Source organism: Lyngbya aestuarii BL J, from assembly GCF_000478195.2.
Lineage (GTDB): Bacteria > Cyanobacteriota > Cyanobacteriia > Cyanobacteriales > Microcoleaceae > Capilliphycus > Capilliphycus aestuarii.
In genome coordinates this window covers 44,208-59,577 of record NZ_AUZM01000019.1, presented here as the reverse complement: position 1 = coordinate 59,577, position 15,370 = coordinate 44,208, and the positions used below count along the sequence as shown (strand labels likewise).

Sequence of the window (15,370 nt, the reverse complement as noted above, 5' to 3'; positions counted from 1 at the left end):
TCTCGTTATCCTTGTGAGTGTTTGGTTTAAGTTATGTGTGAGTTCAAGAAAATTGCTAAATTAGCAGATATTCATCTAGATATTTTGAGGTTTACTAGAAAAAGATTGACTCATTCAGCAATAAGTACATAGGAGAATATCAGAGCAGCTTATGCAGAAGTGGTAAATAAACTAGCCCAAGTTTTAGAGCCAACAACACCATCAACGGTTAAGTCTTTTTCTTGCTGAAACTGTTGAACAGCGCTATCGGTATTTTTGTCAAATATTCCGTTCGGTTCTACTGAGAAACCGAGTTTTTTCAATGCTGTTTGTACTTGAATAACGTCCTGTCCTTCCATTAATTGTTGCTTCAAACGTAACACCCGAGGAATGGGAAAATGACACCAAATTCCGCCACCAATATGACAAACTTCGCGAACGTTATCGTAGCTATAACGCACATTTTCACCGCTAGCATTTTTATCGTATCCGCCTTGATATCCCAACCATTTTCCGTTCGGATCGTTACAAATCCATTCGCGAGTTGTCTCGTCATAACCCTTGACAACAATAATGTGACCAAAGTTTGTAAAATAACCGTGAATAACGACCGGATTTCCCGAAGCAATGTGCTGTTTGATGTCATTTTCAGACGCGAATTCTTTGAAATGGGAATTTTGTAATGCACCTTGACCATATTTTTGTCCCCACTCCCGCAATAATCGCATCAAAAATAGGGGTTGATGACGTGCTTGAGAACTTCCATAAAATCCATTTTCTTTATCCCATTGAGTTGTTTTAAGATAAAGAACATCTTCGAGTTGAACATTGCGATTAATATCGTCTGGAGTGCGAGAATCAACCCCGTAATATTTCAAGATCATGGCGATACAAGTCACATTACAAGCACCGCTAGGATTCTGTTGATTGTTGTGTTGGGTGTGGAAAGGAACCTTTAAATTGACTTTGGGTAGAAGTGTTGGTGGAAATTTTTGAGCATCACGACTTCCGCGAGCAACTTCTGTGTTAAAGATTTCGACTTCACTCGCCAAACAATAGTATTGTTTCTCGATATCTTCGAGAGAAACTGAACGGACATCAACATTTTCTAAAATGACCCGGATGTGATTTCCTTGTAAGTTCGGCGTGTAGTCGCTGATGGATATTTCGTCGCCCGCTTTATAGAATAGGAGATATTCGGGTGAGAGTTTTTCGGGAGCAAAAGGAAAGCGTTTCAGGTAGGAGTCCGTTTTGAAATGTAGGATGTATTGCATGGTTTTTGTTGTGATTTTTGTGTACAATTTGAACGGATGAGTCGGTTTTACAAGCCCAAGGCGGTGACGGTGATCGGCCCAACTATTCCATCGGCTTCAAAACCTTTCTGTGCTTGAAATTGTTTAATAGCTTTGTCTGTCTCAAAGTCAAAAATGCCATTGGCTTGAACATCAAATCCTGCTTTTTGCAGTCCGTTTTGAATATAACGAACGTATTCGCTTTGAATTTTGGGTTGAGTTAATTGCAGGAGTTCATACTCAAGGAAAGGTTGCCAAGGTTTACCTAAAAACAAAGCTCGTTCAGCCATTCTTCGTCGGGTTAACCCCAGTAAAGGCTGACCTCCTGCTTTATTCCAACGGGCAAATTCTAGGCTTGCTTCTTGCAGTTTTCTTACATTTAAAAACTTGAGGAGAGTTGACTTAAATAATGAATTTGCTCCTAAGTTAAAGCAAAATGAAACTAACGCTGAGAATTGATGATCATTAATTTCAACTTGCACCGCATCTTCAACAGCGATTTCAAATTCTTCGATATCTTGGCGTAATAACTCCTCAGCTTCAGCTTGAGTAATTGTCATTCCTAAAAACACATCTTTCGTATGTCCATAACCAATGGTCGGCACACCAACAGCATCGAGATAAGCTTCAAGTTCAACGCCTTCAAAGGCTTTAATCAGCTTAATTCCTTCCCTATTAATTTTTCGGCTGCTGCTGCGAGGTGGAAGGACTTCTCCGCGAGGAATTGAATCAGCTTGTTCGATCATAAAACTATCCGCCAACGTGAACTGCAACGCTTTGATTAACAGTTGCACTTTTCCTTGAGTATCTACAACTCGCAGGGGTTGATTTCCTTCAAATTCACCGACTTGATAATCATCAAAAATCTTCAGTATTCTTTGCATCATTTGAATTCACCCTAATATTTCTCGTTCCAAGTTCATTCTGTTAAGGAGTGATGCTTGTGACCTTTTTTCGAGGTATGGCTCTAGAATAGTCAGAGAAACTGCACCGAAGCAAAGGGAGCATTAATCGGGCTGAATCCGGCTTCAGTATTGAGTTTGAGCAGTAGGGGAACTTGTTCCCCTTCGGGGAATCCCCGAACTTTATGATCTTAAAAAGGTGAGTATTGATATCTATAGCAATCAGAAATGAGTTGTCAACGATATTGCCCCCAAATCCTCAAAATGGGGGGGGCGAAGATAGATTGATTTTTTACAAATCAAGTAATATTACTATATGTAAGAATTAAAAATAGCAACGAAAGGTTTAAAGTTGCAGTCGTTGCTAGTGGAGATATTTATTAATCTTGATCAAAATGTGACCGATAATCCGGGTAAAAAATTGATTATTCTGAATTTCAATCTTCCATGGGCAAGTCCTGATCACGAGGTTTAAGATTAGAAGGCGGGCGATCACTACTCCAAGCCCACCAAGTCCCCCCACATTGACACTGATAAAATTCTTGCCATTTACGACGATGATTGTCACCATATACCGGAGAACGACGATTAATCCAGACTTGTTGTGCTTCTAAAGAATTTGCAGAACAATTCGGACAGCAAAATTCAAAAGCATGAATTGCATTATTAGTCCAAGCAGGCGGGGTTGGCTGAAAAGCATCCATTAGTCAAAAATTGGCTCATGTGAGAAACACTGTTACTATTGTGTGCTTATTTTGGAAGATTGGGAATGCAAGAGTTGAATTTAGGATTTTGGAGTTTTTTCGATTTCCTCTATCTCCTCGGTTTCTCCTCATCGGCTTACTCAAGCTTGAGAAGATAGATCCATTAGAGTCCGTTTATCGCTAATATGCTTGTCATGGAAGCCTTTATAAGGCAAGATGCCCTTAGCTGGAGAGGTTGTATGGTATGAACCCATTGTTGAACTTGATATCTCTGTTAGGAATTGCAGGCTTATGTACAATCGCCTGGTTGGGATCTGAAAATAGAGGCGTGATTCGCTGGAAAGTAATTGCTTGGGGGATTGGCTTGCAATTATGTATTGGGTTGATCGTGTTTGTGTTTGGCCCTCAACTGGTTGAAGGACTGAGTACCTTTCTCAACGCTATTTTAGATGCGTCGGAGGCGGGGGCTAGATTTCTATTTGGTGGCCCAAATTCAGTTTTGGTGAGTGATCCCAATTTTGCGGCGGGTCCCGGGCCGGCTGGTCGATGGATTGCCAGGGCTATCGGTACACCTTATGTTGCGGTTCCTGGCGATCGCATTGGCCCGGACAATATTAACCCCGGATTTACCTATATTCTGGCGTTTCGAGCTTTACCCCAGGTGATTTTCTTTGCAGGTTTGATCAGCTTGCTGTATCGGTTAAATATTATTCAACCGATTGTACAGCTTTTTGCTCGAATTTTTCAAAAAACAATGGGAATTAGTGGGGCTGAATCTCTCGCAGGTGCGGCTAATATTTTTGTGGGGATTGAGTCAGCCATTGCCATTAAACCCTACTTACTGGATATGACTCGCAGCGAACTTTGTGCAATTTTATCGAGTTGTTTTGGTTCGATTGCGTCTTCAGTATTAGCCCTATATGCTGGCTTTTTACGTCCGACTTTTCCAACGATTACCGGACATTTAGTTTCCGCATCTATTATGACGATTCCGGCTTGTTTCGTCTTATCAAAACTCCTCGTTCCGGAAACTGAAGAACCAAAAACAATGGGTGGGGTTCCCCAAGATCCCGAAGAAGATTTAGAACAGCGTCCAAATCCCATGGATAGCTTGATTGGGGGTGCATTAGATGGGGTTAAAATGGCGGTGGGAATTGCCGCTGCATTAATTGCTATTTTGGGGATGGTTGCTTTGATCAACTTGCTGTTTTCCTCCTTAGCAAGTCTGGCTGATAGTCAAGTGATCATTCTGCAACCGCTTGGCAATGTTTTTCAGGTGATTACGTTACAAAATATTTTGGGTGCTTTATTTTTACCGTTAACATTTTTGACTGGGGTTTCGCTAAATTGGGCAGAACTTTGGCAAGCTTCGGTGTTAATTGGTAGACGTTTACTCGAAACGAATATTCCTCCTTATCAAGCTTTAGCCCAACTGAATGCAACTGGTGGAATTAGCGATCGCGCAATGCTAATTGTCAGTTATGTGTTGTGTGGTTTTACTCATTTTGCCTCCTACGGTATCTTTGTGGGGGGGTTATCTTCTCTGATTCCGACTCGCAGTTCAGAAGTCTCTGCTTTGGGTTTAAAAGCATTATGGGCGGGAACTTTAGCAACATTAATGACCGGGTGTATTGCGGGTGTATTTGACTTTGGAAATCCGATGGTATTTGGCAAATAAACTTACATTTTACTCAGGAATTTAACGATGAAAAAAAACCGCCTTACATGGATGGCGATCGCCACAATTACCACTTTAATTTTAATCCTCATCGGTCAACCTTCAAAAGTTATAAAATCTTCCTTTGCAGTTGTCAATATAGGTTTACCGACTCACGCCCAACAAGCCTCTCCCACGCCAAAACCTTCCCCTTCCCCGGCGGCTTCTCCCTCGCCATCACCAACTCCTACACCCACGCCCACACCTACACCGATACTCACGCCTCCAACTCCCGAAGTCCAACCGCTACCGTTAAGCGAGAGTAACTATAAAGATCCTCAAGGTCGATTTCAAATAGGGATTTTAGAGGGATATAATGTTGGTTTTGTGGGTAACTTTCCGTTAATTGAATCACCCGAAGGCAATTTAGCCTATACTGTTGTTGCTAAAACCCGAGAAAGTAACCGACAAATTCCGAATGCAAGTTTAGCACAAATTGCCATTGAAACCTTTGAACGAGGTGAAGGATTTAAGCCCGATTCTTATCAAGAATTAGGGACAGGTTCGGTTAGACTTCCTTGGACTGCAACCTTAAAAATGGGGGCAAAAACTCAACCCATTCAAGGAACGATTTTAGTACGTCAAAGTGGTAATAATATTTTTCTGTTATTAGTCTCTGCAACCGAAGAAAAAACCACAGAAATTGACGCAGCAATTGCCGCTTTGTCTGATACTCTTAAACCAATTTAACCGTCACAAAATCAGCCGTAAACTGAGTTGTTCGTGAAACAAACTGTTCAGCAAAAATTAATCATTGCTCTGAAAACTCCAAACTCTAAACTAACAATTGAGATGACCCATGACCCAAGATGCTGAAATTTATCACCTATTAGACTTGATGCCTGCTTCTGGTCGAATGATGACTCAGTTGGTGAGTAAACCCCAACAAAAAACAGTCATTGACAGCCCATTTCCGCTTCCCTGGAAACCCATGCGGCGAATTTTTATCAACTTTGACCTGTGGCAAAATTTATCTCGCTCTCAACGAGATTTGCTGTTGTTAAGAACCGTGAGTTGGGTGTCTAATATTCGCTGGATTAAACTGGATATTAATCAGGGTGTTGTCTTAGCCGGAGTTGTGGGAACTGTCGTTGAAATTTCTAACCAAGATGCTGTTGGAGTGATGTTAGCCGGGAGTTTAGCCGCTTTGGGTTTAGCTCAAATTTGGAAATCAAACCGCAGTTCTCAAGTTGAATTAGAAGCCGATGAAATGGCAATTCGTGTCGCCCAACGACGAGGTTATTCTGAAGTGGAAGCCGCTCATGCTTTGTTACAAGCGATTGAACGAGTTGCCGAAATTGAAAATCGGACAAGCTTGGATTTTCTGGAGTTAATTCGCTCTCAAAATTTACGGGCAATTGCCAAACTTTCTCCGGTTATTATTCCTGATAATATTCGACAGAAAACTTAATGATTAAATCTTGATTGAGTTAAAGTCTAAGTCTTCTTAAAGCTATCATTCTGTATTTAAAAACTTCATGTCAGCAACCTTCAAAGCCTTAAGGGTAACTCAAACCGCAGACCAAAATTTTACTCAAGAAGTCGTTGACTTAAACCGGGAAAATTTACCCCCTGGAGACGTTTTAATTCGGGTGCATTATTCTAGCTTAAATTACAAAGATGCCCTCTCAGCGACCGGAAACCCAGGTGTAACTCGTCAATTTCCTCATATTCCCGGAATTGATGCGGCGGGAATTGTGGTTAGTAGCCAGGTTTCTCAATTTAAGCCTGATGATGCGGTGATTGTTACGGGTTATGATTTGGGGATGAATACCTGGGGCGGTTTTGCGGAATATATTCGAGTTCCGGCTGAATGGGTTGTACCGCTTCCCCCGGAATTAAGCTTACAAGAAAGCATGATTTGGGGAACAGCCGGATTGACTGCGGCTTTGAGTGTTAAGGCGTTAATTCAACATGAAATTACCCCAGATTTAGGAGAGATTTTAGTCTCAGGTTCAACGGGTGGTGTTGGCAGTTTGGCGGTTTCAATTTTAGCAAAATTAGGCTACTCTGTTGTGGCGGTAACGGGAAAATCAACCAGCCATGATTTCCTGAAAATGTTAGGGGCAAAATCAATTATTAATCGCTCGGAAATTGATCAGAACACAGACAAATCGATGTTAAAAGGACGTTGGGCGGGAGTGATTGATACGGTGGGTGGAAACCTGTTAGCAACGGCGATTAAATCAACTCAATATGGCGGTTGTATAACGGCTTGTGGCTTGGTTGCAGGAGCGGATTTAAACTTAACCGTTTATCCGTTTATTTTGCGGGGTGTGCGTTTAATTGGAATAGATTCGGTACAATGTTCGATGTCTCAACGGTTGGAAATTTGGTCAAAACTTGCTAAAATTTGGAAACCGACTCATTTAGAAGAATTAGCAACAACAATTTCCCTCACACAGTTACCTGAAAAAATCTCAGAAATCCTTCAGGGTAAAATGCAAGGTCGCATTATCGTTGACTTACATCAAACGTTCTCTTAACTCTGATTGAGATCGTCACTTATGGCCCGAGATCAACAATATTTGAACTCCTCACAGTTTAGGTTTAGACTAGGAATGATTATTATTTTCCTCGTCTCGTTAGGGTTACGATTTTGGGGATTAAGTCGATTTAATCTGTTGGTTTTTGATGAAGTTTATTACGCTAAATTTGCCAACAATTATCTGACACAAACTCCTTTTTTCAACGCTCATCCGCCTTTAAGTCAATACATTATTGCGATTGGAATTTGGATCGGTTCTCGTTTACCCTTTGGTCAAGATACAGTTAATAATTTGGCAGGTTCAACCCTTTCAACCTGGAGTTATCGTTGGATGAATGCTTTAACGGGTGCATTTATTCCTGTTATTTCTGGGGCAATCATTTATCAACTCACTTCCCGTCGAACTTATACTTTACTCGCCACGTTGTTAATTGCTACCGATGGCTTTTTATTAGTCGAATCTCGCTACGCACTTAATAATATTTATATTGTCATTTTTGGGTTAGTTGCTCAACTTCTATTTATACTCTCATTGAAAGCCACAAAAGTCAAGCGATGGCTGCTGTTAATCAGTTCAGGAATCTGCTTTGGTGCAAGTGTAGCGGTGAAATGGAATGGTTTAGGATTTATTTTAGGAATTGTTTTACTGTTAATCATCGCTTGGATCATTCAATTTGCAAAGACTTCTACTGAAAATATCCCCACTTTTGGATATCCTCAATCTCCCCTCGAAAATTTAACCCAGTTATCAATCCTACAATTGGCGTTAAGTTTAGGTGTAATTCCAATTTTATTTTACTTAATCGCTTGGATTCCACACCTCCAAATTAGTCCTGAACCGGGACTCTGGGAACTCCAAACTACAATCCTCAACTACCACAAAACTTTAGGAAATGGATCAGATATTCATCCCTACTGTGCGGCTTGGTATACTTGGCCCTTAACGCTGCGTCCACTTGCCTATTTTTATGAAAGAATTGATCACCTCACCAACCTTGATCCGACTGTTCCTCCCCCAAATTTTACCCCCGTTATTTATGATGTTCATGCAATGGGAAATCCTCCCTTATGGTGGTTTTCTGTTCTGGCCATTATTTTAACAATTTGGGTATTATGGGAACGGATGATTGCTTGGGTTAAAATAAAGAAGAACCGCTCAATTTTAGCTACAACTTCAGTTCATGCTTATACATCTTTTCCGCCAAAAATCGAGTTATGGCTATTACTCTATTTACTCGTTAATTGGTTAGCAAATTGGACACCTTGGATAACTGTCACCCGCTGTGTTTTTCTCTATCATTATATGAGTGCATTTGTGTTTGCGGGACTCATACTTGCTTGGTGGATTGATCGCTGGTTGCAGAGTAATCTCTTTCACTTACGCTTGATTGGGGCAACAGCACTCGGTTTGATTTTACTCGGTTTTGTCTTTTGGATGCCTATTTTTTTGGGTCTTCCCCTCTCTCCTGAACAATGGAAAATCAGAATGTGGTTTTCAAGCTGGATCTAAAGAAAACGAGACTTTTATCATGTTTTTCAAGGGTTGATTGTCGGATTTTAATTAGGCTAAAATGGACAAAGATCGGGAAACCGAACCGCCTCAACTTCTGAAAAAACTCGCCGAATTTCCGGAATAAAAGTTAAATGACTTGAAGGAGATTAAAGTGATGTCAATCACGAAAACCAACCCAGTTTATCACGGCAAAATTAATAATTGCAGGTGATAATACTAAATTAAGATAAAGATCAAGTTAGAAGCGAGGAGACAACAATCATGGAAGACAACACAAACAAAAATTTGACCTCTAAATCCGAAGACAACTTAAAAGAGGAAACCCAAGAAATCAATGCACTTGCAAAAGCATTTATGGTCAGCCTCACTTGGTCAATGGCGGGTTTAACAACAGCGAAGAAATCTCCTCAATCCAAGGAAGATACACCCCAATAAAAAGTTCTGTTGCCTAAAACGGGGCGAGGTTAACCAATTATACTGTTTACCTTTCCCAACGTTTGTGGCTGTTGTTGAGTGAGTAACTGTGCGATCGCTAAACTGATCGGTTGATGAGTTTCTTGCTGATAAAATGTATATCCCGGCGACGGATTAACCTCAAAACAATACCATTCGCCATCATCAGTTTTCCGTAAATCAATACCCGCTAGAGGAAGTTTCAGGGTGGAAGCGAGTTGTCGGCATCGCTGTTCAATTTCTAGGGGTAAAATATCACTTTTTAATTGAGGATAATCCGTTGTATCACCGGGATAGCGATAATCATCCGCAGTTGATGCGATCGCACAGGCAAAAACCGCCTCACCCACCACATGAACCCGATAATCTTGTCCGGGAATATATTGTTGAAATTGAGTCGGACACCAAGCAACATTAGCCAGACGTTTGTGATGTTCAGGACTCAGACGAGAAACCTTACTCCGAGTCGAACTAATCGACTTATAAATCACACTTCCATGCTGTTTCCAAAACTTATGAACTGCATCAGAATCGGTTGTTACAAGAGTATCAGGAACAAGAAAACCTGCTTGACGAATCTTTTGTAATTGGTAGGGTTTAGAATTATTAGAAGCCATTGCACTGGGACGGTTTAAAACCAATGCAGAGGTCATTTCTACCCAAGAAAGTAACGCATCATCAACTGCTGCGGCGTGTTGCCAAATTCGACTATTAGAACCTGCTTCGACAACAATCGGAAGACGGCGAGACTCGTAGGGACGCAAATAGACACCTGTAACTTGATTGAGATCAATTTTGAAGTTAGGTGTACAAATTTCACCTGCAATTGTGCTTCCGACAGAGAGGGAAATTTCAATGTGGGCAATCTCCCGTTGGTCTAAAAATACCGTTGGAAAACCCAGATAATTCAACTCTTGATAAACAGTATACAAAGGTGAATCTCCGGGTAATCCCCACAGTAGAGTCAACATAAATTACATCTCGCTAAAGTATTCTAAAATGGCAGTGGTAATCTCCGAAGATTTGAGATCCGGCCAGAAATCTGCACTGAGAAAATGGGCATCTGCTTCCGGGCGATTATAATGAACAACTAACAACTCAACACCTGCAAATTCAGCAAGTTTTTTCGCTTGATTTCCTAAAATTGGATCAACTTTACCAATATAGCGATCGCCAATTACTGTTACACTAACTCGCTCTGAAGGAATTTGGGCTTGTTTAGGTTCAGTTTTTAAGCTAATATATTGATGGTGAGTTTCTACAGACATTCCCACTTGAGAAGCTGCATAAATCCACTGTTGAGGTCGCCAATTCGTACCCATTAAACAAATCGGTGTTGGTTTGTTCAGGATTGGACAGGAAAGATCAGCCAACCAAGACCCTAAAAAGGCTGTCATTTCAGCCGCCACATACGGGCGATCCGTCTCAACAATACTCAAGAGTTCTTGTTCAAATACACAGGGTAAACGAGTTAAAACTCCGGTAATTTGTTCGACAGAAATCACTTGATCTCTGATGACTGCTGTTGAGTCTTGAAGACTTCCGAGATAATGACGCCACCCACTTTTTGATAAATCCTCTGGAGTGAGTAACGTCACATCTCCATCTGTCCAATTTTCCACCCAAAAGCGAGCAGCCTCATCGTAACAACTAGCTAATACAATCAGCACTACTCGCCTCCTTTTTAGACTTCGTTTAGGACTTGATCTCCAACAGCCGGACGTTCATCAGGAGAGATAAAAGCTTCCCCATTTTGTTCGAGACGTTGTTGAATATTATCAATGGTTTGAGCCATTAAACCCAATGTTTCTTGAATTTCAGGATTGGGAATCGTAATATTATCGGGATTGGGTTTGTTAATGTCTGGAATTTCCCGAACTTTGATATCAGGAATTTCTTTGATTTCTGGTTTTATTTCTTTGAAGCTTTTGCCTCGGCTAGTGAGTTCAAACAAACTGCTTCCGGTTGCAGTCGGAAGGCTATAAACCAGTTGATCAAACTCAGACAAGTTCATCACACCTTTGTTAACAAAAGTACCGCGATGTTCAGGCGTAATTAAGACATTGAAACGTTGGAAATTTCCGAAGCGTCCTTGTAAAAATATTTCTACATAACCCCGAATTTCTAATTGATCCCTATCAGGATTGAGTTTAGTGATGTCGGGTTGTAAAATAACTAAAGCGGTATCGTGAGCGGGAATTGAAATATCATAGTTGAATTTCCGGGGATCAGCAGTGGGAACTAAGTCACCAAAAACATTATTACCGACAACATCTCGAATGGTGATTGTATCATCTAAATTTAGATTAGGCGTTGTTGCAGAAAACCGCAGTCTCAGTCGTAAAGGGGTATTATTAGGATTAGCAATGGTTAGGAAATAACCTTGCAAAACAGTACGGGCTGATCCGGGAACATTACCCTCAACCGGAGTAATGGGTTTTAACAGTAACTCAAATGTTGAAACGAGCATATAATTCCTTAAAACTTTGTGTTAGATGAGCTAGTTCAAGATATTTTTGTCTGTTCGTTGAAATTGAACCGAAGTAATATCTCGTTCTTGTTTCCAACTTTAACGAGTTTGTATAGGTATTGAAAAGTCGCTGTTTTAGGTGTCACCAATTTGAGTTACTCCGTTCGAGGGATATGAAACTTTCCGGAAAGATCATCTATAACCCAGGAAAGCATTTTTTATATCATCTTCAAAACCAATTATTTTCATGTCTTGCTGAACATCGTGAAGCATCTCTTAACTTCATCTTCAAAACCAATTATTTTCATGTCTTGCTGAACATCGTGAAGCATCTCTTAACTTCATCTTCAAAACCAATTATTTTCATGTCTTGCTGAACATCGTGAAGCATCTCTTAACTTCATCTTCAAAACCAATTATTTTCCTGTCTTGCTGAACATCGTGAAGCATCTCTTAACCTTATCCTCAACAAAGAGAAGTCTGTCAAAATGTCATTCTTAATGAGACGTAAGCCTTACACCCCTACAAGGTTTATCTAGTAGTTTTTCCGATCACTACTCCCCAAAAATGGGTTTTAAACGTAACTTCATCCACCTGAACTTGCATTTTTTTTGCCCAAGTATAAACCTCAAACAGAACAGAACTTTTAGATTGAACGACAATATTACCTAAAATTGATACCCAATGACTCGGATAAGGAATGCGTGGCGGTTGATTTCTGAGTAACCCTCCGTCGTTAATCAAAGCTAAAGCAACACCCCCTAGATTTAACGCCTCAGAAACATCTTGCATGGCTTCCAAATCTCCAAATAGATAAGTATTTTTATATTGAATTTTTTGATATCCTAAAATCTCTTTCACCCATTTGGCAATTTCCCAAGATTTCGTCATTCCGCCCACATTACGAACAATATCCGATGTATTGGGATGAATCGGAACCATTAAATTTTCTGACTCTCTTAAGATTGATAAGATCATCCAGTCAACTTGCGGCATTCTATAATTTCCTTCACCATTTAGCAAATTTTCAGATGCAGAAATCCAAGTTCCATTCTGAGTATGAAATCCGCCAATTTGAAATAGATTACGACAAATTTTTACATAAGACAAAGGATCACGACGAATCAGTTCAAAAATAATCACAGCCGGCCCACAAAAGGGTTGACTTCCTTGGTTTAATGTGAGAGGATTATTAATACGCGATCGCAATTGTACTATGAGTTGGTTTTTATCCAGTCCTCGCCAAACACCGGGAACTTTTGACTGTTCAAAGGCTGTAATTTCTGCTAAAGCTTGATGAACTTGTTCGGATTGGGGTAGTTGTGAAACCATCATTCAAAATTTAAGGTTAGCATCCTCAAGATTAGCAAGTTCTTCAAATTGCCTCTAGTTAGGGCTTAGGTGTCATAACCATGGTAAGTTAAGTAGGCTTGTAGCTTGTGACAGATTTCATCAGACTGACTTTTTACTTCCGGTAATAACTTCACAGGGCGAGGTTTGATTAAATTTTCATAATCTAAGGTTGACTTGGGTTGTAATTGTAGAAACCCTAGAATCTTGGAAATGATCGCTTTTGGATTTTTACAAAACTCTTCATAGGTTATGGAAAGATAGTCTATACTCGGTAATGAACTAATATTATTTAAGTAGTAAGAGGTTGATTGAGACGTGGTTTTAGTCACTTGCTTTAATCCCAGGTTAAAGTATGATGAATATAAAAATTGGTAGATTAAACGTCGAATAGGTTGATCGTATATTTTTCGGTAACGTCTGGAAATTAAAGCAGTGTATGCGCCCCTGATAGATAACATGAGGCGTACTGCTTTTAATTTTGAATTAATAATGTGAATGGGGTAACGATGAATGAAAATAAACTTAGCTGCTGGGAAAATACTCTTGACATCCATAAATTGGGGCATATCCCAAGGATTTTTGAGTAACAGAGGTTTATCTGGATCTGATGTTAATTGAATTTTGCGGCACAACTGTTGAAAAATAGGGAGGTTTTTAGGAGTAATAGAAGACTCATCTCCAGCAACATTTTTGAGAATAAATCCATATTCTTCAGGTAAATTTGGAGTCGCTACTACTTGATCAATTTTGCGATCACTTATCCCCAAAGATTTAAAAAGTTCCTCTAATTCTTGAATCGCTTGATTTTCTTTTTTGTAAATATAATTAGACAAAATCTCATCGTACTTGATGATGTGATACGCTTTGACAAAATTAAAGCATTCGGTCGCTGCTAATGTTTTGTATAGTAAAGTTGTCCCTGACCGATGATCTCCCATAATAAAGATAGGATTAAAATTGACCTCAGCTAGTCGATCTAGGTAAGGTTGATCAAGACTGAGAGTATTGTTAGTAGACTGCATATTCTCTATTTTCCTATTTAAGCTAAAACGGGTTTACCCGTAGATACCGCCCGTTCAATAATATCGGCTGCTCGTTGAACGCCTCCTGCTCGTTTAATGGCCTCTTGGAGTCTCAAAGCATTCTGTTTGTAGGAATCATCTTTGAACACCTTCTCAACCGCAACTCGCAGTTTTGAAGCATTTAACTTCTTCAACGGGACGACCTCCCCCGCTCCCGCCCAAGCGATTCTTGCTGCTACTCCAGGCTGATCATTTGCGACTGGAATTGCCACCATTGGTACTCCATTATTCAGGCATTCTAAAGTTGTATTCATCCCGGCGTGAGTAATGGTTAAACTGGCTTTTTGCAGCAGTTCTAACTGGGGTGCATACTCAACAACGAGAGGACTTCCGGGTAACTTTGGCAGAGACTCTGGCGATGCCGAACCCCCCAAAGAAATAACCAATTGAGCCTCTAATCCCTCACAAGCAGAAGCAATGGTTTGAAAAACCTCAACCAGGCGATTCTGCACGGTTCCCATCGAGGCATAAATGAGGGGTTTATCAGTTAATTTTTCCCAAGGAAAAGCAACAGGTTCTCGGCGACTTGAATAATGATAAGGCCCTGTAAAATGAAACCAGGCGGGGAAATTTTTTCGAGGAAATTCCAACTCAGCAGGCTGTTGACTGATTTGAGCAAGTTTAGAATAATTGTTGTTCGGATGAGTGTGAGGAGGTAATTTCCAGGCTCGACGGTACTCTGAAACGACTTCTCGAATCGGTTTCCCAACACGACCTAATATAAAATATCCCAAGCGATTGCGTAAACGCGCCCCAACAGAAGGACTATACGGCCAAACGGTGTTAAATGGAGGAACATTTGGATCTCGATTAAGTACAACAGCACTGCAAATTGTAATAAAAGGAATATCGAGAAATTCTGCAACTGTTCCACCTGGTGCTTCAGCTTGATCAACTAATAGACACTCTATACCTATTTCTTGAATTGCTTTTGCGGCTTCTTCTAAGATTAATACAGCCTTTTCTTTAAATAAATTAATAGTATACCGAAATGCAGCTAGACCGTTGAGTTCTCCCAGTTTTTGAAGAGATGCTGTTGTTGATCCTAGAGGAAAGTCAGACTCACCAATTGTTTTGAATTCTAACCCGGCAGAGAGAACTTTTTCTTGAGAATCTAGAACATTAATCACAGTAACACGATGACCCCGACGTTGAAGTTCCTGACCCAAGGGTAACATTGTATTGAGATGACCTGTAGATGCGGGGCAAATAATACCAAAATGAGTCATATCGTTTGATTGAATAACAATAAATCAGAGATAAAATTTATATAAATGACCTCTAAAAAAAGAATACAATAGATTATCCAATTCGTCAACTATTCTAATTATTAATTAATCAATTCAGAAATCAAAAAAGATTTTCAGATGCAGTTCCTGAATCCCTCATAATTCAAGTGCCTTTTCATCAAACGAAT

At 40.2% G+C, this 15,370-nt stretch carries 15 protein-coding genes; 6 read left to right on the top strand and 9 right to left on the bottom strand.

From position 1 onward, the window contains the following. Positions 1-149 precede the first annotated feature (149 nt). From M595_RS10390 to M595_RS10380, 3 genes are all read right to left on the bottom strand, one after another. A complete protein-coding gene (locus M595_RS10390; protein WP_023066127.1) occupies positions 150-1,253 on the bottom strand; it encodes a C39 family peptidase in 1,104 nt (367 codons plus the stop codon). A 47-nt stretch (positions 1,254-1,300) separates the two neighbouring features. Beyond that, entirely contained in the window at positions 1,301-2,158 is an 858-nt protein-coding gene (locus M595_RS31115; protein WP_161809816.1) for a glycoside hydrolase family protein, read from the bottom strand. A gap of 452 nt (positions 2,159-2,610) precedes the next feature. Further along, complete coding sequence (locus M595_RS10380; RefSeq protein ID WP_009786168.1) at positions 2,611-2,877, bottom strand: hypothetical protein; 267 nt, start codon at positions 2,875-2,877, stop codon at positions 2,611-2,613. Positions 2,878-3,121: 244 nt separating this feature from the next. Between M595_RS10380 and M595_RS10375 the strand changes: the two genes are divergently transcribed. From M595_RS10375 to M595_RS31110, 6 genes are all read left to right on the top strand, one after another. Continuing rightward, positions 3,122-4,555, top strand: coding sequence for a NupC/NupG family nucleoside CNT transporter (locus M595_RS10375; protein WP_023066103.1), 1,434 nt, complete (start codon positions 3,122-3,124; stop codon positions 4,553-4,555). Positions 4,556-4,582: 27 nt separating this feature from the next. Further along, positions 4,583-5,284 (top strand): hypothetical protein, encoded by a 702-nt coding sequence (locus M595_RS10370; RefSeq protein WP_023066125.1) that lies wholly within the window; start codon positions 4,583-4,585, stop codon positions 5,282-5,284. 109 nt (positions 5,285-5,393) lie between these two features. Then, a complete protein-coding gene (locus M595_RS10365) occupies positions 5,394-6,005 on the top strand; it encodes a DUF3318 domain-containing protein (protein WP_023066096.1) in 612 nt (203 codons plus the stop codon). Positions 6,006-6,072: 67 nt separating this feature from the next. Then, a complete protein-coding gene (locus M595_RS10360; protein WP_023066130.1) occupies positions 6,073-7,080 on the top strand; it encodes a YhdH/YhfP family quinone oxidoreductase in 1,008 nt (335 codons plus the stop codon). A gap of 21 nt (positions 7,081-7,101) precedes the next feature. After that, positions 7,102-8,592 (top strand): dolichyl-phosphate-mannose--protein mannosyltransferase, encoded by a 1,491-nt coding sequence (locus M595_RS10355; protein ID WP_023066105.1) that lies wholly within the window; start codon positions 7,102-7,104, stop codon positions 8,590-8,592. 264 nt (positions 8,593-8,856) lie between these two features. Beyond that, the gene (locus M595_RS31110) at positions 8,857-9,030 is read left to right on the top strand and encodes a hypothetical protein (protein ID WP_023066109.1); all 174 of its coding nucleotides are present in this window, start codon (positions 8,857-8,859) and stop codon (positions 9,028-9,030) included. 29 nt (positions 9,031-9,059) lie between these two features. Here the strand turns inward: M595_RS31110 and M595_RS10350 are convergent, their stop codons facing one another. The 6 genes from M595_RS10350 to M595_RS10325 form a co-directional block, all read right to left on the bottom strand. Then, complete coding sequence (locus M595_RS10350) at positions 9,060-10,019, bottom strand: ATP-grasp domain-containing protein (protein WP_023066113.1); 960 nt, start codon at positions 10,017-10,019, stop codon at positions 9,060-9,062. Positions 10,020-10,022: 3 nt separating this feature from the next. After that, positions 10,023-10,718: a hypothetical protein gene (locus tag M595_RS10345; RefSeq protein WP_023066132.1), complete on the bottom strand. Its 696-nt coding sequence runs from the start codon at positions 10,716-10,718 to the stop codon at positions 10,023-10,025. 14 nt (positions 10,719-10,732) lie between these two features. After that, a complete protein-coding gene (locus tag M595_RS10340; protein WP_023066122.1) occupies positions 10,733-11,518 on the bottom strand; it encodes a hypothetical protein in 786 nt (261 codons plus the stop codon). Positions 11,519-12,049: 531 nt separating this feature from the next. Beyond that, the gene (locus tag M595_RS10335; protein WP_238987053.1) at positions 12,050-12,850 is read right to left on the bottom strand and encodes a hypothetical protein; all 801 of its coding nucleotides are present in this window, start codon (positions 12,848-12,850) and stop codon (positions 12,050-12,052) included. A 65-nt stretch (positions 12,851-12,915) separates the two neighbouring features. After that, positions 12,916-13,893, bottom strand: a complete 978-nt coding sequence (locus M595_RS10330; RefSeq protein ID WP_023066184.1) for a sulfotransferase — start codon at positions 13,891-13,893, stop codon at positions 12,916-12,918. A gap of 17 nt (positions 13,894-13,910) precedes the next feature. Continuing rightward, on the bottom strand, positions 13,911-15,182 hold the full coding sequence (locus tag M595_RS10325; protein ID WP_023066156.1) for a glycosyltransferase: 1,272 nt from the start codon (positions 15,180-15,182) through the stop codon (positions 13,911-13,913). Positions 15,183-15,370 lie beyond the last annotated feature (188 nt).

Excerpts from the sequence above, each read along its gene's own strand:
- M595_RS10375 (WP_023066103.1), top strand. The coding sequence starts at position 3,122 with ATGAACCCATTGTTGAACTTGATATCTCTGTTAGGAATTGCAGGCTTA.
- M595_RS10380 (WP_009786168.1), bottom strand. The coding sequence starts at position 2,877 with ATGGATGCTTTTCAGCCAACCCCGCCTGCTTGGACTAATAATGCAATT.
- M595_RS10330 (WP_023066184.1), bottom strand. The coding sequence starts at position 13,893 with ATGCAGTCTACTAACAATACTCTCAGTCTTGATCAACCTTACCTAGAT.
- M595_RS31115 (WP_161809816.1), bottom strand. The coding sequence starts at position 2,158 with ATGATGCAAAGAATACTGAAGATTTTTGATGATTATCAAGTCGGTGAA.
- M595_RS10335 (WP_238987053.1), bottom strand. The coding sequence starts at position 12,850 with ATGGTTTCACAACTACCCCAATCCGAACAAGTTCATCAAGCTTTAGCA.
- M595_RS10340 (WP_023066122.1), bottom strand. The coding sequence starts at position 11,518 with ATGCTCGTTTCAACATTTGAGTTACTGTTAAAACCCATTACTCCGGTT.
- M595_RS10360 (WP_023066130.1), top strand. The coding sequence starts at position 6,073 with ATGTCAGCAACCTTCAAAGCCTTAAGGGTAACTCAAACCGCAGACCAA.
- M595_RS31110 (WP_023066109.1), top strand. The coding sequence starts at position 8,857 with ATGGAAGACAACACAAACAAAAATTTGACCTCTAAATCCGAAGACAAC.
- M595_RS10370 (WP_023066125.1), top strand. The coding sequence starts at position 4,583 with ATGAAAAAAAACCGCCTTACATGGATGGCGATCGCCACAATTACCACT.
- M595_RS10350 (WP_023066113.1), bottom strand. The coding sequence starts at position 10,019 with ATGTTGACTCTACTGTGGGGATTACCCGGAGATTCACCTTTGTATACT.
- M595_RS10355 (WP_023066105.1), top strand. The coding sequence starts at position 7,102 with ATGGCCCGAGATCAACAATATTTGAACTCCTCACAGTTTAGGTTTAGA.
- M595_RS10325 (WP_023066156.1), bottom strand. The coding sequence starts at position 15,182 with ATGACTCATTTTGGTATTATTTGCCCCGCATCTACAGGTCATCTCAAT.
- M595_RS10390 (WP_023066127.1), bottom strand. The coding sequence starts at position 1,253 with ATGCAATACATCCTACATTTCAAAACGGACTCCTACCTGAAACGCTTT.
- M595_RS10365 (WP_023066096.1), top strand. The coding sequence starts at position 5,394 with ATGACCCAAGATGCTGAAATTTATCACCTATTAGACTTGATGCCTGCT.